Origin of the sequence: Mesorhizobium australicum WSM2073 (genome assembly GCF_000230995.2) — a bacterium.
GTDB lineage: Bacteria > Pseudomonadota > Alphaproteobacteria > Rhizobiales > Rhizobiaceae > Mesorhizobium > Mesorhizobium australicum.
In genome coordinates, this window is sequence record NC_019973.1 from 1,094,444 (window position 1) to 1,111,876 (window position 17,433).

The window sequence follows — 17,433 nt, forward strand, 5'->3', positions numbered from 1 at the left end:
CGGCGACCCGAGGACGACAAACGTGATGGGTTGCTCAGCCGTAGATCTGCTTGTGGATCTGGTAGAGCATTTCCGAACGGTCGGCGCGCATGTCGGCCAGATCGCGGCTGGAGAAGCTGTCGATTTCGGCGATGAGGCGATTGTAGTGCTTGCGCTTGGCGATGCTGGTGCGAGCGCGGGTCACGAGGTCGTTGAAGATCATAGCAAGGTTCCTTCTGTGCCGCATTCGGCGCGGCCGTTTCTTCCTCCCTTGATCGGTACGGATCATGACATAGGAATGGTGCGTTGCAAAAAGAAGATGTTGCAATGCACCATTGCAGCCAGCGCATAGCCGGTTAATGGCTTCCTAAGCTCCCGCACGACGCGCGGCCCGGGCCGGCAGGCGAGCCGCCTCCCATTTTGTCTTACAAATTAGCGTTACCCCGTCTTGCCAGATCGATTGCGGGCTGGCTTGATCCAATGTCACCTGATGCCTGGAGGAAACATGGCGGCCGCAGATTATTATGAAGTTCTCGATCCGCGTTTCGGGCGCCTGTTCAACGGCAACGCGCAGGTGGAGAAGCTGTTCACCGGCTGCCGGTGGGCGGAAGGGCCGGCCTGGTTCGCCGCCGGCCGCTATGTCGTCTGGTCGGACATTCCGAACAACCGCATGATGCGCTACGACGAGACGGACGGCAGCGTCAGTGTCTTCCGTCAGCCCTCCGGCAATTCCAACGGCAACACCGTCGACCGGCAAGGCCGGCTGGTCACCTGCGAGCATTCGGGCCGGCGTGTCAGCCGCACCGAGCATGACGGCTCGATCACCACCATCGCCGCCAAATGGAAGGGCAAGCCGCTGAACTCGCCCAACGACGCGGTGGTGAAGTCCGACGGCTCGATCTGGTTCACCGATCCGACCTACGGCATCGACACCGACTATGAGGGCGACAAAGCCGAGAGTGAAATCGGCGCCTGCCATGTCTACCGGGTCGATCCCGACACGGGCGATATCGAGGCTGTCATCACCGACATGGTCAGGCCGAACGGCCTTGCCTTCTCGCTCGACGAAAGCCTGCTCTATGTCGTCGACACCGGCCGCACGCATGGCGCCGAGAACCCGGCGCATATGCGGGTGTTCAACGTCGGCAAGCACGGCAAGAAGGTTTCCGGAGGCAAGGTGTTCGCCGACTGCACGGCCGGACTGTTCGACGGCTTCCGGCTCGATGCCGATGGGCGCATCTGGACGAGTGCCGCCGACGGCATCCATTGCTACGATCCCGACGGCACGCTGATCGGCAAGGTCAAGGTGCCGGAGGTGACCGCCAATTGCGTTTTCGGCGGCGCCAAGCTGAACTGTCTCTACATCGCAGGCACCACCTCGCTTTATTCGGTGCGGCTGATGGTGAATGGGGCCAAGACCTATTGAGCCTGCTGGAAACGCTTCTCTGGCGTCCCTTATTGGCCGTTTTGCGGGTAGCCACAGCGCCCGCTTCGCCGCGGCTTCCGGAGCCACCATCCTGCGGTTCGCCGGAGCGGAGTTCGAAGCCGCCTGTCGGCGGTATCAGACACAATTCAAGGGGAGGGCGTCATGCCATTCGTCAACATCCGCATCGTCAAGGAAGTGATCGCCGCCGATCCGGCCGGCAAGAAGGCTGACATCGCCAGGAAAGTCACGGCGGCCATCATGGACGCCACCGGGCTTAGCAACGACGATGTCTGGGTGGTCTTCGAGGAAGTCAACGCCCGCGACTGGTATGTCGGCAAGACCGACGTGGAGACGTTGAGAGGCAAGAAATAATCCCAAGGCGCGATGAGCGCCGTAAATCCTGGGCTCTGCTCAGGAAGGTGAAGGTGCGGCGGCCGTATCCGCGCCTGCCGTGCGTCCGCCGACCGTACCTTCACCCGGCCGGCGCTTCGCCCAGCTCTCCAGCCAGTCGCGGCTTTGCATCTCGATCAGCCGCGATGCGGTTCGCTCGAATTCGAACACCTCGACGCCGCGCTTGGCCACATAAAGCGCGTGCGGTGGCGCCTCGGCGCTCACCACCAGCCGCGTATGATGGTCGTAAAGCGTGTCGATCAACAGGATGAAGCGTTTGGCCTCGTTGCGCTTGCCTTCGCCCAGTACCGGCACACGGTCGATGAAAACAGTCGAAAACCGCCCGGCGATCGCCAGGTAATCGCGCGCGCCGAGCGGCTTTTCGCAGAGGTCGGCGAAGGTGAAACGCGCAGCGTCACCAGCGGCGGCCGGCACCACCACCTTGCGTCCCTTCAGCGTCAGCGAGGTCTCGGCCGTCGGCGCACCGCGCGTCATCGACTGCCAGGCCTCGTCGAGCGCCTGGTCGGCCGCCGCATCGGCCGGTGTGACATAGACCGGCGTGCGTGCGAGCTTTTCCAGCCGGTAATCCTTGTCGCTGTCCAGCGACAGCACCTGCGCGTGGCGTTCCAGTATGGCGATGAACGGTAGGAAAAGCTGGCGGTTCAACCCGTCACGGTAAAGGTCTTGCGGCGCCACGTTCGAGGTGGCGACCAGCACGACCCCGTTGGCAAACAGTGCCGAGAACAGCCTGGACAGGATCATGGCGTCGGCGATGTCGGTGACCGAGAACTCGTCGAAACACAGCACCCAGGCCTGCTCGGCGAGCGCCTTGGCCACCGGCGGGATCGGATCGTCTTCCCTGACCGTGCCTTCCTTGCGCGCCTGCCGGTGTTTCTGGATACGGTCCTGCACATCGGCCATGAAGTCGTTGAAATGCACACGGCGCTTGCGCCTGACTGGCAGGAGCTCGAAGAACATGTCCATCAGCATGGTCTTGCCGCGGCCGACGCCGCCATGGATGTAGAGGCCCTTGACCGCTTCATGCGTCTCGCGCTTGCGCGCAAACAGCCAGCCCAGTGCACTGGACTTGTGCGCCAGCCGCTTGGCCGAGATCTCGACGGTCAGCCGGTCGAGCGCGGCGGCGATCGCTTCCTGCGCAGCATCGCGCTCGATCGCGCCTGATACCACCAGATGGTCGTAGCGCTGCCGGACGGTCGGATGGGTCTGAAGGCCGTCACGCAGATGCATCGATCACGTCATTGTTCAGAGCAGGATGCCCAGAGAAAGGGTGTGCCGAGATCGAGGTCACGCCGCCGGCATCACCTGAATATCGGCATCTCCTACCTCGTAAGCGAGATCGGTTGCCCGTTGGAAGTCTGGCCGTCGAATTTCGAGCCGCCCGACGAATAGAGCCGCGCCAGCGAACCGCCATTCTCGTCATAAAGCGTCAGCTGCTTGCCGGCGACGTTCCACGACTTGATGCCGTCGATCGGCGCCGGGCAATGCAGCGGCCCGGCGCGGAAACCGGCGCCGAACTTGGTCTGCGGCGTCGCCACCTTGCAGCTCTGGCCGGAGACGCTGACGTTCCAGACACCGGCGACGGCCGCCGCGCTGAGATCGGCGGCACCCGCGGGCGCCGCGCCGTCCGGCGGCAGCGAAGCAACCTGCGTGTTGGCCGGCGCGGTGGGGAACCGCGACGGGTCGGTGGTGCCGGGTGAGGCCGGCGGCGGCAGCTGGTTGGAACTCACCTGGCCGGCGGGGGCTGGCTGCAGCGGCGCCGGTTGCTGGTCGTCCATCGACGAGAAGCGTGAGGTTGAGCAGCCGCTCGCAACGAGTGCCGCCAGGGATACGGCCACCAGGCCGCCTTTCGAAAAATTCATTACAACCTCCGTCGGATCCGGCTGGGGGGAAACCGTCCGCGCAATCTCACCTCCACCAAGATGGAGAAGGTGGCGAAATTTCAACCCGATATGGTTAAAATAGGGTTTGTGGGATGAATTGTTGCAAATTTATCGCACTCACCCGGCGAGCGGCGCACTCGGCACGAACACATATCCGTCCGGTCCGACGATATAGCACTCGCGCAGACCATGCGGCTTGTCGATCGCGCCGGCCAGCACGATGTGGCCATGCTCCAGCGCCGCCGCCTCGATCGCGTCGGGCTCCGCGCCATAGAGACGCAGTTCGATGCCGGCACCGCGCGTCTCCGTACCCGCGATGGAGCCCGTCATGGGATTGTCGAGATACGAATGGTCCGCATGCAGCATGAACACCGATCCCAGAAGCTCGAGCGCGGCGAAATCCTCGTCGGCATAGACGATGCGGGCGCCAAGCACGTCACCGCAGAAGGCTTCCATCGCCGCCATGTCCGATACCAGCAGATTGACGCCGATGCCGCGCGGCAGCGAGCGGCCGAAATCCTCGGCCTTCATCCAGGGTGTCTTGGTCCGCTTCATCGCCATGGCGTCTTCCTCCTGATGCCGCGATCCTAGCCGAGACCGCCTTGCCGCCCTTGGCCTTCGGCCGGCAAACGCTTGCGCCAGCCGCGTCAGGGCTTATGTCTATGGCCAATTCCAGGAAAGGTGTGTGGCGATTTCCCCGGGAAAACGCGCAGCACTTTCCCCCTGGGAATTGCGTGAAAACAAAGAGTTCACCGAAACCCGCCGGAGCGCAGACCTTGGCCGCCAGAAAGAAAGCCGCCAACCGCTACTACAGCGGCCCGCCCAGCGACCATTTCGACGGCAGCCTGTTCTTCAATCCCGGCGGCCGGATGCCCGGCCCCTTCAAGGATCTGCTGAAATGGCAGTTCAGCGGCCAGCGCTCGAAATGGCCGGCTGCCAGCCCGAGCCCCTTTGCGCAGGCAAAGCCGGCGGCGGCGGTCGAAGGCGCCGATCTGGTCGTGACCATGGTCGGCCATTCGACCTTGCTGATCCAGACAGCCGGGCTGAACATCCTTACCGATCCGGTCTGGTCGGAGCGCACATCGCCGTTCTCCTTTGCCGGACCCAGGCGCGTCAATCCGCCGGGTATCGCCCTTGGCGATCTACCGGCGATCGACCTCGTGCTGGTCAGCCACAACCACTATGACCATCTCGACCTTGCCACGCTGAGGCAGTTGCAGGAGAAGCACGATCCGCTGGTGGTGACGCCGCTCGGCAACGATGCCATCATCGCCGCCGCGGTGCCCGGGACGCGGCTTTCCGCGCATGACTGGGGCGACAGGGTCGATGTCTCCGACGGCACCGCTATCCACGTCGAGCCCGCGCATCACTGGTCGGCGCGCGGGGCGCGCGACCGGCGCATGGCGCTGTGGGCCGGCTTCGTCATCGAGACGCCGGGCGGAAAAGTCTATTTCGCCGGTGATACCGGCTTCCACGGCGGCATCAACTACCGGCTGATGGCGGAGAGGCATGGCGGCTTCCGCTTCGCCATCCTGCCGATCGGCGCCTACGAGCCGCGCTGGTTCATGGCGCCGCAGCACCAGAACCCCGAGGAAGCGGTCCAGGGCATGTCGTTGTGCAACGCAGCCTTCGCCGCCGGCTGCCATTGGGGCACGTTCCAGCTCACCGACGAGCCGTTCGACGAACCGGTGCGGAAGCTGGCCGAGGCGCTGGACGGCCGAGGCATCCCACAGGAGCGCTTTCGCGCCTTGCGGCCCGGCGAGATCTGGGAAGTGCCCCGGATATGATCGCCTCGATGGCTGGAATGACCGTTTACGCTGCCATGGTTTTCGCTGATGGTCATCCGCGGACAGGATAGGGGAATCAGATGAAGTCAATCATGGCAGGTCTTTTGGCGCTGGCGGTCTCTGTGCCGGCGGCTTTCGCGGGCGAGATCAGCGATCGGGCGGCCGAGGCCGAGAAGCTGCTCCAGTCGGGTGATGGCGCCGGTGCGCTGGAGAAATTCAGCAGCGCCCAGGAAGCGCTCTGGCAAGCGATGCCGCTTGGCGTCCTGAACGTAAAGCAAGTCGACACGGCCTCCGGCTTCGGTATCTACAGCGAGCGCGCCAACCACATCTACAAGCCCGGCGAGAAAATCGTGCTGTACATGGAGCCGGTCGGCTATGGCTACGGCAAGGACGGCCTCGGCAACAGCATGATCGCGCTCTCTGTCGACATCACCGTCGTGTCCGCAGCCGGCGAAACGCTCGGCACAATGGAAAAAGTCGGCCGTGTTCAGATCGCCTCTCGCTCGCACAATCGCGAACTGTTCTTCAAACTCGACCTCTCCCTCGACGGCCTGCCGGCCGGCAAATACCGGTGCGACTTCGTCATGCATGACGAGAACTCGAGCAAGACGGCCCCCTTCAGCACGGATATCGAGATCGCCGGCTGAGGCGATGCCGGGAAAACCACCGATGTCCGATGGAGACGGCACCGGCGGGGACGAAATCCGCGTCGGGCGTAATGTCTTCATCAATCAGAACTGCACTTTCTACGACCTCGGCTGCCTCGACATCGCCGACGCTATCTCCCGGCCTCGGGAACCCAAGCACGACAGCCGCGTTTTTCAACCGGTTTCAATGTGTCCGGCTTGCGAGGCGTTCCCATGCTCAAATGGATCATCATTCTCCTGATCATCGCCGCCGCGGCGAGCCTGCTCGGCATGCCGGCGCTGGCGGGCGCGGCCGCCACTGGCGCGCGCATTCTCATCGGCATCGTGCTCATCATCTTCCTGTTGATCTTGCTTGGGGTCTTTGCGGTGACGTAAGTCCCGCACCTTCGCCGTGAAAGCGGCTGCGCACTGGTAATTCCTGCCCGTTTCCGCCATATAGCGCCGAACGGACATGGAAATTTCGGAGCAATGGCAGGCACGGCCCCTTTCGCCAAGATGAACGGCATCGGCAACGAGATCATCGTTGCCGACATGCGTGGCCGTGCGGATCGGGTGACGGCCGCGGCTGCCATCGCGCTCAACGCCGACGCGGCGACGCGGTTCGACCAGATCATGGCGATCCACGACGCCAGGACGCCGGGCACCGCCTATTTCGTCGACATCCTGAATTCCGACGGGTCGGGCGCGCAGGCCTGCGGCAACGGCATGCGCTGTGTCGTCCAGGCGCTGGCCGCCGAGACCGGCGAGAAGACCTTCACCTTCGAAACCGTGGCCGGGATCTTGAATGCCCGCGAACACGCGGACGGCTCGATCTCGGTCGACATGGGCACGCCGCGTTTCGGCTGGCGCGACATCCCCCTGGCCGAGGAGTTCCGTGACACCCGCATGATCGAATTGCAGGTCGGCCCCATCGACGCGCCGGTGCTGCATTCGCCTTCGGCCGTCTCGATGGGCAACCCGCACGCCATCTTCTGGGTCGACGCCGATGTCTGGACCTATGAACTCGACCGTTTCGGCCCGCTGCTCGAAAACCATCCGATCTTTCCCGAGCGCGCCAACATAACCATCGCGCAGGTGACCTCGCCCGACTCGATGATCATCCGCACCTGGGAGCGTGGCGCCGGGCTCACCAAGGCCTGCGGCTCCGCCTCGTGCGCGGCTGTCGTTGCCGCCGCGCGCACCAGGCGCACGGGCCGCAGCGTCAATCTTTTGACCCCCGGCGGCGGTACGCTGCATGTCGAGTGGCGCGAGGACGATCACGTCATCCTGACCGGCGCGGCCGAGTGGGAATTTTCCGGCAGCTTCGATCCGTCGACCGGACAATGGGCCCGCGACACCGAAAGCGCGGCGTGATGTCCGCCCTTGCCAAGGACGTCGACGTGGCGAAGGAGGCCGGCCGCATCGACGTGGTGACTTTCGGCTGCCGTCTCAACACCTATGAGTCCGAAGTGATGCGGCGCGAGGCCGAAAATGCCGGCCTCGGCGCGCTGGATGGCGGCGCCGTCATCTTCAACACCTGCGCCGTCACCGGCGAAGCGGTGCGCCAGGCCAGGCAGGCGATCCGCAAGGCGCGCCGCGACAACCCGGCCGCGCGCATCATCGTCACCGGCTGCGCCGCGCAGACCGAGCCCGAAAAATTCGCCGCCATGGACGAGGTCGATCTCGTGCTTGGCAATGAAGAGAAGCTGAAGGCCAATTCCTATCGCGCGCTGCCCGATTTTGGCGTCAACGACACCGAGAAGGCGCGCGTCAACGACATCTTTTCGGTGCGTGAGACCGCCGGCCACATGGTCGATGCCATCGAGGGCCGGGCCCGCGCGTTCGTGCAGGTGCAGAATGGCTGCGACCATCGCTGCACCTTCTGCATCATCCCCTATGGCCGCGGCAATTCGCGCTCGGTGCCGATGGGCGCCGTGGTCGAGCAGGTCAAGCGGCTAGCGGGCAACGGCTATGCCGAGATCGTGCTGACGGGTGTCGACATGACGTCTTTCGGCGCCGACCTGCCAGGCGCGCCGAAGCTCGGCAAGCTGGTGAAGACCATCCTGCGTCAGGTGCCCGATGTAAAGCGGCTCAGGCTGTCCTCCATCGATTCGATCGAGGCTGACGACGACTTGCTCGATGCGCTCGCCACAGAAGCCAGGCTGATGCCGCATCTGCATCTGTCGCTGCAGTCGGGCGACGACATGATCCTGAAGCGCATGAAGCGCCGCCATCTGCGCGATCAGTCGATCCGCTTTTGCGAGGATGTGCGCAAACTGCGGCCCGGCATTGTTTTCGGCGCCGACATTATCGCGGGTTTCCCGACCGAGACAGAAGCCATGTTCGAGAATTCGCTGGAGATCGTCGAGGAGTGCGGCCTGACCCATCTCCACGTCTTCCCGTTTTCGCCGCGCGAGGGCACACCCGCCGCGCGCATGCCGCAGGTCCGCCGCGAGTTGGTCAAGCAGCGCGCCGCCCGGCTGCGCGCCGCCGGCGAAGCGGCCTACCAGCGCCATCTGTCCTCGCTCGCCGGCAGCCGTCAGTCGGTCCTGATCGAGCGCGACGGCCTTGGCCGCACCGAAGGGTTCACGCTTGCCGCACTCGGCACTGGCGCGCCGGGAGAGATCGTCGAGGCTGGTATAACCGGCCACGACGGGATCAGGCTGATAGCCGCCCCCCTTGCCGCCCGCGCCGCCTGAGAACACAAAAGCATGGCTGGTTTTTTCAAGAAGATATTTTCGTTCGGCAAGAAGGAGGTGGTCGAGGAGCGCATCGACGAGACCGCCCCGCTGCCGCCGATCAAATGGGACCAGCTCGACGCGCTGAAGCCGGCGGCCGAGCAGGCCGTGCCGGAGTTTTTGAAGCGCGAGGAGCCTGTGACGGAAGCCGTGCCGGCGACCGTGTCTGCTCCGGTCGAGGCCGCGCCCGGGCCGCAGCCCGAGGAACCCACACCCGAGGAACCCACACCCGAACCTGCGCCGACCATTCCGCCCGCGCCGGAGCCGACGGTTCCGTCAGAACCGGAGCGGCAGCCGGAGCCTGCGCCGGAAGAGAAACCGGCACCCGCGCCCGAGACACCTGAACCGCCCGCGCCCGAAGAGGTCCCGCCGCCGCCGGTTGCTCCGGAGCCCACGCCCGAACCCCAGCCGCAGGAGATCCCGCCGGCGCCATCGGAGCCGGAGATCGTTCCCTCGCGTCCGGAGAGGCGACCGGAACCCGCGCCCGTCGAAGTGCCGACGCCGCCAGTCGAAGTGCCGGCCGAGATACCCGCACCGGTCGAGGTGCCGCCGGCGTCGCCGGCTGAAGTGCCTCCGTCGGCGGCCGCCGTCGAGCAGCCTTCAAGGGCCGGCGCTGCCCCTCATCCGCCTGCCGGCACCTCCCCGTATAGGGACGAGGCGAAGGAAGGGGCTTCAGCACCGTCCTTGCCCGGTTTGCGGGGAGAGCATGAAGGAAAGCGCGGACCTGCCGTCGAAGCGGCGCTCGAAGCGCCACCAGCTGAAATCGCCCCTCCCATTCGCCAACCTGCACCGGTCGAGACGCAGCCGGTCGTTGCCGAGGTCGCGCCCGAGCCTCAATCGGTCCCGCGGCCCACCCCGGAGCCAAGACCCGTTCCCGGCAAGGTGACGGTCGCCAGGAAGGTCGAGCAGAAGGCCGAGCCACAGAAGGCGCCGGAACCGGCGCCGAGGCAATCCTGGTTCCAGCGCATGCGGGACGGCCTAGCCCGGTCCTCGCGCGAACTGACCGGCAACATCGCCGGCGTCTTCACCAAGCGCAAGCTGGACGAGGAGACGCTGCAGGACCTGGAGGACGTGCTGATCCGCGCCGATCTGGGCGTCGAAACGGCGCTGCGCGTCACCGATTCACTGGCCTCCAGCCGCTACGGCAAGGATGTTTCCGATACCGAAGTGCGCGCCGTCATGGCGGCCGAGGTGGAGAAGGTGCTCGCGCCGGTCGCGAAACCACTCGAGCTTGACCTCTCGCACAAGCCGCATGTCATCCTGGTGGTCGGCGTCAACGGCACCGGCAAGACCACGACCATCGGCAAGCTAGCCGCCAAGCTGACCGATGGCGGCCTGTCGGTGATGCTGGCCGCCGGCGATACGTTCCGCGCCGCCGCGATCGAACAGCTGAAGATCTGGGGCGAACGAACGAAATCGCCCGTCATTGCCTCGAAGCTCGGCGCCGACGCCGCCGGTCTCGCCTACGATGCCTTCGAGCGGGCAAAGGAAGCCGGCTCCGACGTGCTGATCATCGACACCGCCGGCCGGCTGCAGAACAAGACCGAACTGATGGCGGAGTTGGAAAAGATCGTCCGCGTGCTGGGCAAGCTCGATCCCGAAGCGCCGCACACCGTGCTGCAGACGGTCGACGCCACGACCGGCCAGAACGCGCTCAACCAGGTCGAGATCTTCCGCAATATCGCCGGCGTCAACGGCCTGGTGATGACCAAGCTGGACGGCACGGCGCGGGGCGGTATTCTGGTGGCGATCGCGGCAAAACATAAATTGCCGGTCTATTTCATCGGCGTCGGCGAACAGGTCGACGACCTCGAACCGTTTTCCGCAAGCGAATTCGCCAGGGCGATCGCTGGAGTGGCTTGAACAAGGCACGATGCCGGAAGTGAGGCTTCCGGACTGGATCGTGCGTTAGAAGGAAACCATGAACCCACCCATTCTCGAACGCGATCCGTCCGACCCGCAGAAAGAGAAGAAGGAAGGCATCAATCCCGTGCTCAAGCTGGCGCTGGAGCTCGGGCCGCTGCTCGTCTTCTTCTTCGCCAATGCGCGCGGCGAGTGGCTGACTCAGAAATTGCCCGTGCTGGCTGAATTCGGCGGCCCGATCTTCGTCGCCACAGGCCTGTTCATGGCCGCGACCGCCATCGCGCTGATCGCCTCATGGCTGCTCACCCGCACCTTGCCGATCATGCCGATGGTGTCGGGGGTCGTCGTTTTCATCTTCGGCGCGCTGACGCTTTATCTGCAGGACGATATCTTCATCAAGATGAAGCCGACCATCGTCAACACGCTGTTCGGCGGCGTGCTGCTTGGCGGCCTGTATTTCGGCCGCTCGCTGCTCGGCTATGTCTTCGAGTCCGCATTCAAGCTCGATGCCGAAGGCTGGCGCAAGCTCACCTTCCGCTGGGGCCTGTTCTTCCTGTTCCTGGCCCTCGTCAACGAAGTCGTCTGGCGGAATTTTTCCACCGACGCCTGGGTTACGTTCAAGGTCTGGGGCATCATGCCGATCACGCTTCTTTTCACCTTCAGCCAGATGCCGCTGATCCTGCGCCACTCGCTGGACGACAAGGCCGGCGGCGAAGAGAAAGTCGGCAAATAAGGCTGTAAAGGGGAGAGCCATGGAATTCGTCACCACCCAGGACGAGCTGCGGACGATCTACAAGACGCCGCGCCCGACCGATGGCTCGATCCGCAAGGAATTGAAGGCGCTGGACGCCCATTGCCGCTCCTTCATCGGCAAGAGCCCATTCGTGCTGATCGGCTCGTCCGATGGCGAAGGCAATGCCGACGTGACCCCGAAAGGCGACAAGCCCGGCTTCGCCGCCATTCTCGACGAGAACACCATCGCCATCCCCGACCGGCCCGGCAACAACCGGCTGGATACGCTGGAAAACATCATCCGCAATCCCTCGGTCGGGCTGCTCTTCCTCATACCAGGCATGAACGAGACGCTGCGCGTCAATGGCGATGCCCGCATCACCGTCGATGCCACCTTGCGCGAGCGCCTTGCGGTCGACGGCAAGGAGCCGCAAAGCGTCATCGTGATCGTGGTCAAGGCCGCTTACATGCATTGCGCCAAGGCTTTCATGCGCTCCGATTTGTGGAAGCCCGACAGCTGGCATGATCGCGCCACGCTGCCGACGCTCGGCCAGATCCTGCGCGACCAGTTGGCACTGGCCGATTCGGCCGAGGCGACCGACCGCTGGCTCGACGGCGAGTACAAACAGACGATGTGGTAGGGTTGTCGGCCCCCGATTCGTCTGAACTGGTCCGCCTTGCTCAACCTCATTGCGATATCCGGCAGCCTGCGGGCGGCCTCCACCAATTCGGCCCTGGTCGCGGCACTGGCGCTGAACACGCCAGCGGGCTGTCGCGTCACCGTCTATGACGGGCTTGGCCGACTGCCGATCTTCAATCCCGACGACGAGGGCGAGCGGACGCCGCGCGAGGCCTCCGATCTGATCGAGGCCGTCACCGGCGCGGACGGTGTCATCGTCTCCTGTCCCGAATATGCCCATGGCGTGCCTGGCGGCCTTAAGAATGCGCTCGACTGGCTGGTCTCGCGTGACGCCGCCGTCGGCAAGCCGGCGATGCTGGCGCACGCCTCGCCACGCTCGCTCTACGCCCGCACGGCGCTGGCGGAGATCATGCGCACCATGTCGTTCGCGCTTTGCGAAGAAGCCATGCTCGAGGTTTCGCTCCTCGGCAAGAAGCCGGCGGAGGTTGAAAGTATCCTGCGAGAGCCGGCAAACGTGTGGGCAATTCGCGATGGCCTGTCAGCCTTCGCGGCCTTCATCCGCTCGCGCCAAATTTGAGCGGACTCGCGCCAAATTGAGCGGACGCCATCGTGTCGTCGTCCTGGAAGGACCGGAGGCGTTGGCCAATCGCTACAGCCGATAGACGTACATCACAAAGGTCTCCGCCTCGCCATGCGCCTCCTTGCGCCCCTCATAAAGTGCGCGGGCGGGCAGATTGTCCGGCTCGGTGCCGACCCAGGCCTCTTCGCAGCCATGCTCGCGGCCGAGCGCGAACATGGCGTCGAGCATTCTGCGCGCGATGCCCTGCTGCTGGAAGGCTGGCGAGACGCCGACCTCGTCGACGTAGAGTTCCGGCGCCTTGTCCGGATGGCGGTGCATGACCGCCGCGCATTGGCCGACGACAACGTCCTCAGCCAGGGCCACGATCATGAAATGGCCCGATTGCGCGAGATAGCTTGCCAGGCGATCGGGCCGCACCGGCTCGTCGAACACGTCGTCGGCAATCCGCATCACAAGGGCGTCATCTCCGGGATAAAGCCTTCTGATCTCAATCGGCATTGTGTAAATTCTCCCAAGTCGGCTTACAAATTTTGACGTTTACGTACATCCCGAAGACACTAACCGATTGAAAATGCAGGGGTCGAAATAATCGTTTGAATTTATTCCGCACCAGAGTTATTGGGTGCGGGAAATTCGCGGTTCCCCGCAGCAGTCCGGCCTCTTCCTCGACGCCGTGTTGGCGCGTCACAGACAAAGGGAAATCATCCTCACATGGCACGCAACAAGATAGCGCTTATCGGCTCTGGCATGATCGGCGGCACGCTCGCCCACATGATCGGCCTCAAGGATCTCGGCGACGTGGTCCTGTTCGATATCGCCGAGGGTATCCCGCAAGGCAAGGGGCTCGATATCGCGCAGTCGTCGCCGGTCGATGGTTTCGATTCCCGGCTGACCGGCGTCAACGACTATGCCGGCATCGAGGGCGCCGATGTCTGCATCGTCACCGCCGGCGTGCCGCGCAAACCGGGCATGAGCCGCGACGACCTGCTGGGCATCAACCTGAAGGTCATGGAGCAGGTCGGCGCAGGGCTGAAGAAGTACGCGCCGAAGGCCTTCGTCATCTGCATTACCAATCCGCTCGACGCCATGGTGTGGGCGCTGCAGAAGTTTTCGGGCTTGCCCAAGACCCATGTCGTCGGCATGGCCGGCGTGCTCGACAGCGCGCGCTTCCGCTACTTCCTGGCCGAGGAATTCAAGGTTTCGGTCGAGGACGTCACCGCCTTCGTGCTCGGCGGCCACGGCGATTCTATGGTGCCGATGATCCGCTATTCCACGGTGTCGGGCATTCCGCTTCCCGACCTGATCAAGATGGGCTGGACCTCCAAGGAAAAGCTCGACCAGATCGTGCAGCGCACCCGTGACGGCGGCGCCGAGATCGTCGGCCTCCTGAAGACCGGCTCGGCCTATTACGCGCCGGCGGCCTCGGCGATCCAGATGGCCGAATCCTATCTCAAGGACAAGAAGCGCGTGCTGCCTTGCGCGGCACACCTCTCCGGCCAGTATGGCGTCAAGGGTACCTATGTCGGCGTGCCCGTGGTGATCGGCGCCGGCGGTGTCGAGCGCGTCATCGAGATCGACCTTAACAAGGCCGAGCAGAAGATGTTCGAGGCATCGGTGGCGACCGTGCAGGGCCTGACCGAGGCCTGCGTCAAGATCGCGCCGCAGCTCGCCTCGAAATAACCCGCCCAAACGTCACCCCGGCAAAACGACCTGGAGATAGTTCCCGATGAACATCCATGAATATCAAGGCAAGGCGCTGCTGAAGAGCTTTGGCGCGCCGGTGGCCGAAGGCGTGCCGGTTTTCAAGGCAAGCGAGGCGGAAGCCGCTGCACAGGCGCTGCCCGGCCCACTCTATGTGGTGAAGAGCCAGATCCATGCCGGCGGCCGCGGCAAAGGCAAATTCAAGGAACTCGGCGCCGACGCCAAGGGCGGTGTGCGGCTGGCGAAGTCCGTCGCCGAGGTGGTCGCCAACGCCAACGAGATGCTCGGCCATACGCTGGTGACCAAGCAGACCGGCCCGGCCGGCAAGCAGGTCAACCGCCTCTATATCGAGGACGGCGCCGACATCGAGCGCGAGCTCTATCTCTCCATCCTGGTCGACCGCTCGGTCGGCCGCATCGCCTTTGTCGTCTCGACCGAGGGCGGCATGGACATCGAGGGCGTCGCGCACGACACGCCGGAAAAGATCATCACCGTCGCCATCGATCCGGAAAAGGGCGTTACGGCTGAGGACGTCAAGGCGCTCAACGATGCGCTGAAGCTCGACGGCGACGCGGCCAGGGACGGCGGCACGCTGTTCCCGATCCTCTACAAGGCCTTCGTCGAGAAGGACATGAGTCTGCTCGAGGTCAACCCGCTGATCGTCATGAAGGATGGGCATCTGCGCGTGCTCGACGCGAAGGTGTCGTTCGACAACAACGCGCTGTTTCGCCACCCAGATGTGCTCGAACTGCGCGACACGTCAGAAGAGGACGAGAAGGAGATCGAGGCGTCGAAATACGACCTCGCCTATGTCGCGCTCGATGGCAATATCGGCTGCATGGTCAACGGCGCCGGCCTTGCCATGGCGACGATGGACATCATCAAGCTCTACGGCGCCGAACCCGCCAACTTCCTCGATGTCGGCGGCGGCGCTTCCAAGGAGAAGGTGACGGCCGCGTTCAAGATCATCACCAGGGATCCGGCGGTCAAGGGCATCCTGATCAATATCTTCGGCGGCATCATGAAGTGCGACATCATCGCCGAGGGTGTGATTGCCGCGGTCAAGGAAGTCGGGCTCAAGGTGCCGCTGGTCGTGCGCCTGGAAGGCACCAATGCCGAGCTTGGCAAGAAGATCATCAACGACAGCGGCCTGAACGTCGTCTCGGCCGACGATCTCGACGACGCGGCCAAGAAGATCGTGGCGGCGGTGAAGGGCTGAGCCGGTGCCTCCACGCAAGATAAACCTGGTCGAGGCGGCGGATCGGACCATCACTGAGGTCTTCGATCCGCATATCGCCGGCGACGTGAATGACAGCCAGGCCAAGGTCGCCAAGTTCGGCGAGGTCTTCGACTGGCATGCGCATGACAATGAAGACGAAGCCTTCCTCGTGCTGCGCGGCAGGATCGCCATTGATTTTCGCGACGGGCCGATCGAGCTCGGCGAGGGCGACTTCATCGTCGTACCGCGCGGCGTCGAGCATCGGCCGCGTTCGCTGACATCAGAGCCGGTGGTGCTGATGTTCGAACCGGCGACGACACTCAACACCGGCAATGCCAAGAGCGATCTGACGGTCGCCGATCTGAAGCGGCTCTGACCGATGAACGCCTCGCCCTTCTCTTCGCTCTCGGCCGATCACCAGCTCCTGCAGGCTTTGGTCGGTGCTTGGCGCGGCGAGGAGGAGGTCGCGGATACGCAGTGGGCCGATGGCGGCATGGCGACGAGCGAAGTGACAGCGGAAGCGCAGTTCGGCGGTCTGTTCGTGGTGCAGCGCTATAAGCAGCGCCGCGATGGCACGGTCTCCTTCGGCGCGCACAATGTATTCGGCTTCGACCAGCAGAACAGCGTCGTCACCATGCACCAGTTCGATTCGATGGGCTTTGTGCCGTCCTCGCCCGCCACGGGCACATGGAACGGCAGCGAATTGGTACTGGAGCGATCGTCGCCGCGCGGCTTTGCGAGGGTGACGTATGTTTTCGACGATGCCGACACCTACCGCATGCGATTGCATTTCAAACCTGCCGGCAGCGATGGCTGGCAAGACATGGTGAGCGGCGTCTACCGGCGCGTCTCGCCTTCCTCGATCAACGGTTTTTAAAAAGGGCGGCCATGTCCATTCTCGTCGACAAGAATACCAAGGTGCTGGTGCAGGGCCTGACCGGCAAGACCGGTACGTTCCATACCGAGCAGGCGCTGGCCTATCACGGGACAAAGATGGTCGGCGGCATCCATCCCAAGAAGGGCGGCGAGACCTGGACAGGCTCGAAAGGCGAGAGCCTGCCGATCTTCGCCACTGTCGCCGAAGGCAAGGAAAAGACAGGCGCCAACGCCTCCGTCATCTACGTGCCGCCGGCGGGCGCCGCGGAAGCCGTCATCGAGGCGATCGAGGCGGAGATCCCGCTGATCGTCTGCATCACGGAAGGCATTCCGGTGATGGACATGATCAAGGTCAAGGCGCGGCTCGATCGCTCGGCCTCGCGGCTGATCGGACCGAACTGCCCGGGCGTGCTTACCCCCGACGAATGCAAGATCGGCATCATGCCCGGGAACATCTTCCGCAAGGGCTCGGTCGGCGTTGTTTCGCGCTCGGGAACACTTACCTATGAGGCTGTGTTCCAGACCACCAATGTCGGCCTCGGCCAGACCACTGCCGTCGGCATCGGCGGCGACCCCGTCAAGGGCACCGAGTTCATCGACATGCTCGAGATGTTCCTGGCCGATGATGAGACCAAGTCGATCATCATGATCGGCGAGATCGGCGGTTCGGCCGAGGAAGACGCCGCGCAGTTTCTCAAGGACGAAGCCAAGCGTGGTCGCAAGAAGCCGATGGCCGGCTTCATCGCCGGGCGCACGGCGCCGGCCGGACGCACCATGGGCCATGCGGGCGCGGTCATCTCCGGCGGCAAGGGCGGCGCGGAAGACAAGATCGCGGCGATGGAATCGGCCGGGATAAAAGTTTCGCCGTCGCCAGCGCGGCTGGGCACGACGCTGGTCGAGGCGATCAAGGGTTAAGCCAGTAGTGAGTAGCAGGTAGTCAGTAGTGAAGAAGGGAAGAACGGGTGAGTAGCAGCT

The 17,433-nt window shown here is 64.1% G+C and carries 21 protein-coding genes; 16 read left to right on the forward strand and 5 right to left on the reverse strand.

The genetic code is table 11. From position 1 onward, the window contains the following. Nucleotides 1–34: 34 nt before the first annotated feature. Nucleotides 35–202, reverse strand: a complete 168-nt coding sequence (locus MESAU_RS29870; protein WP_015314993.1) for a hypothetical protein — start codon at nt 200–202, stop codon at nt 35–37. A 282-nt stretch (nt 203–484) separates the two neighbouring features. On the opposite strand from MESAU_RS29870, the gene MESAU_RS05130 reads away from it, so the two are divergent. Continuing rightward, nucleotides 485–1,405, forward strand: coding sequence for an SMP-30/gluconolactonase/LRE family protein (locus MESAU_RS05130; protein ID WP_015314994.1), 921 nt, complete (start codon nt 485–487; stop codon nt 1,403–1,405). A 162-nt stretch (nt 1,406–1,567) separates the two neighbouring features. After that, a complete protein-coding gene (locus tag MESAU_RS05135; protein WP_015314995.1) occupies nt 1,568–1,777 on the forward strand; it encodes a tautomerase family protein in 210 nt (69 codons plus the stop codon). 39 nt (nt 1,778–1,816) lie between these two features. Here the strand turns inward: MESAU_RS05135 and zapE are convergent, their stop codons facing one another. The 3 genes from zapE to MESAU_RS05150 all read right to left on the reverse strand — a co-directional run bounded on the left by zapE (nt 1,817) and on the right by MESAU_RS05150 (nt 4,257). Next, nucleotides 1,817–3,043, reverse strand: coding sequence for a cell division protein ZapE (gene zapE / locus MESAU_RS05140; RefSeq protein ID WP_015314996.1), 1,227 nt, complete (start codon nt 3,041–3,043; stop codon nt 1,817–1,819). Nucleotides 3,044–3,135: 92 nt separating this feature from the next. Beyond that, nucleotides 3,136–3,675 (reverse strand): protease inhibitor Inh/omp19 family protein, encoded by a 540-nt coding sequence (locus tag MESAU_RS05145; RefSeq protein ID WP_015314997.1) that lies wholly within the window; start codon nt 3,673–3,675, stop codon nt 3,136–3,138. A 138-nt stretch (nt 3,676–3,813) separates the two neighbouring features. Beyond that, the gene (locus tag MESAU_RS05150; RefSeq protein WP_015314998.1) at nt 3,814–4,257 is read right to left on the reverse strand and encodes a VOC family protein; all 444 of its coding nucleotides are present in this window, start codon (nt 4,255–4,257) and stop codon (nt 3,814–3,816) included. A 215-nt stretch (nt 4,258–4,472) separates the two neighbouring features. Between MESAU_RS05150 and MESAU_RS05155 the strand changes: the two genes are divergently transcribed. The 9 genes from MESAU_RS05155 to MESAU_RS05195 all read left to right on the forward strand — a co-directional run bounded on the left by MESAU_RS05155 (nt 4,473) and on the right by MESAU_RS05195 (nt 12,659). Continuing rightward, on the forward strand, nt 4,473–5,483 hold the full coding sequence (locus MESAU_RS05155) for an MBL fold metallo-hydrolase (RefSeq protein ID WP_015314999.1): 1,011 nt from the start codon (nt 4,473–4,475) through the stop codon (nt 5,481–5,483). 80 nt (nt 5,484–5,563) lie between these two features. Further along, complete coding sequence (locus MESAU_RS05160; protein WP_015315000.1) at nt 5,564–6,130, forward strand: hypothetical protein; 567 nt, start codon at nt 5,564–5,566, stop codon at nt 6,128–6,130. Nucleotides 6,131–6,343: 213 nt separating this feature from the next. Further along, a complete protein-coding gene (locus tag MESAU_RS29880; RefSeq protein WP_015315001.1) occupies nt 6,344–6,505 on the forward strand; it encodes a DUF1328 family protein in 162 nt (53 codons plus the stop codon). 93 nt (nt 6,506–6,598) lie between these two features. After that, nucleotides 6,599–7,483, forward strand: a complete 885-nt coding sequence (gene dapF, locus MESAU_RS05170; protein ID WP_015315002.1) for a diaminopimelate epimerase — start codon at nt 6,599–6,601, stop codon at nt 7,481–7,483. After that, a complete protein-coding gene (mtaB, locus tag MESAU_RS05175) occupies nt 7,483–8,808 on the forward strand; it encodes a tRNA (N(6)-L-threonylcarbamoyladenosine(37)-C(2))-methylthiotransferase MtaB (protein WP_015315003.1) in 1,326 nt (441 codons plus the stop codon). Before dapF ends, mtaB begins: the two co-directional genes overlap by 1 nt. Nucleotides 8,809–9,264: 456 nt before the next feature. Continuing rightward, on the forward strand, nt 9,265–10,710 hold the full coding sequence (gene ftsY, locus MESAU_RS05180) for a signal recognition particle-docking protein FtsY (protein ID WP_425339442.1): 1,446 nt from the start codon (nt 9,265–9,267) through the stop codon (nt 10,708–10,710). 58 nt (nt 10,711–10,768) lie between these two features. Next, nucleotides 10,769–11,443 carry a septation protein A gene (locus tag MESAU_RS05185; protein ID WP_015315005.1) on the forward strand — a complete coding sequence of 225 codons (675 nt, stop codon included), beginning with the start codon at nt 10,769–10,771 and terminating at the stop codon, nt 11,441–11,443. Between the two features lie 19 nt (nt 11,444–11,462). Then, entirely contained in the window at nt 11,463–12,083 is a 621-nt protein-coding gene (locus MESAU_RS05190; RefSeq protein WP_015315006.1) for a pyridoxamine 5'-phosphate oxidase family protein, read from the forward strand. 36 nt (nt 12,084–12,119) lie between these two features. Next, nucleotides 12,120–12,659 carry an NADPH-dependent FMN reductase gene (locus MESAU_RS05195; protein WP_015315007.1) on the forward strand — a complete coding sequence of 180 codons (540 nt, stop codon included), beginning with the start codon at nt 12,120–12,122 and terminating at the stop codon, nt 12,657–12,659. A gap of 72 nt (nt 12,660–12,731) precedes the next feature. On the opposite strand, the gene MESAU_RS05200 is transcribed toward MESAU_RS05195, so the two are convergent. Next, the gene (locus MESAU_RS05200) at nt 12,732–13,160 is read right to left on the reverse strand and encodes a GNAT family N-acetyltransferase (protein WP_015315008.1); all 429 of its coding nucleotides are present in this window, start codon (nt 13,158–13,160) and stop codon (nt 12,732–12,734) included. Between the two features lie 213 nt (nt 13,161–13,373). On the opposite strand from MESAU_RS05200, the gene mdh reads away from it, so the two are divergent. Genes mdh through sucD form a run of 5 tightly spaced genes read left to right on the forward strand, consistent with a single transcriptional unit; the run spans nt 13,374 to nt 17,373 of the window. Beyond that, nucleotides 13,374–14,342, forward strand: coding sequence for a malate dehydrogenase (gene mdh, locus MESAU_RS05205; RefSeq protein WP_015315009.1), 969 nt, complete (start codon nt 13,374–13,376; stop codon nt 14,340–14,342). Nucleotides 14,343–14,388: 46 nt separating this feature from the next. Beyond that, nucleotides 14,389–15,582, forward strand: coding sequence for an ADP-forming succinate--CoA ligase subunit beta (gene sucC / locus MESAU_RS05210; protein WP_015315010.1), 1,194 nt, complete (start codon nt 14,389–14,391; stop codon nt 15,580–15,582). A gap of 4 nt (nt 15,583–15,586) precedes the next feature. After that, nucleotides 15,587–15,958 carry a cupin domain-containing protein gene (locus MESAU_RS05215; protein WP_015315011.1) on the forward strand — a complete coding sequence of 124 codons (372 nt, stop codon included), beginning with the start codon at nt 15,587–15,589 and terminating at the stop codon, nt 15,956–15,958. Nucleotides 15,959–15,961: 3 nt separating this feature from the next. Beyond that, nucleotides 15,962–16,459 carry a DUF1579 family protein gene (locus MESAU_RS05220; protein WP_015315012.1) on the forward strand — a complete coding sequence of 166 codons (498 nt, stop codon included), beginning with the start codon at nt 15,962–15,964 and terminating at the stop codon, nt 16,457–16,459. 11 nt (nt 16,460–16,470) lie between these two features. Beyond that, nucleotides 16,471–17,373, forward strand: coding sequence for a succinate--CoA ligase subunit alpha (gene sucD / locus MESAU_RS05225; RefSeq protein ID WP_015315013.1), 903 nt, complete (start codon nt 16,471–16,473; stop codon nt 17,371–17,373). The last annotated feature ends 60 nt before the right edge of the window (nt 17,374–17,433 follow it).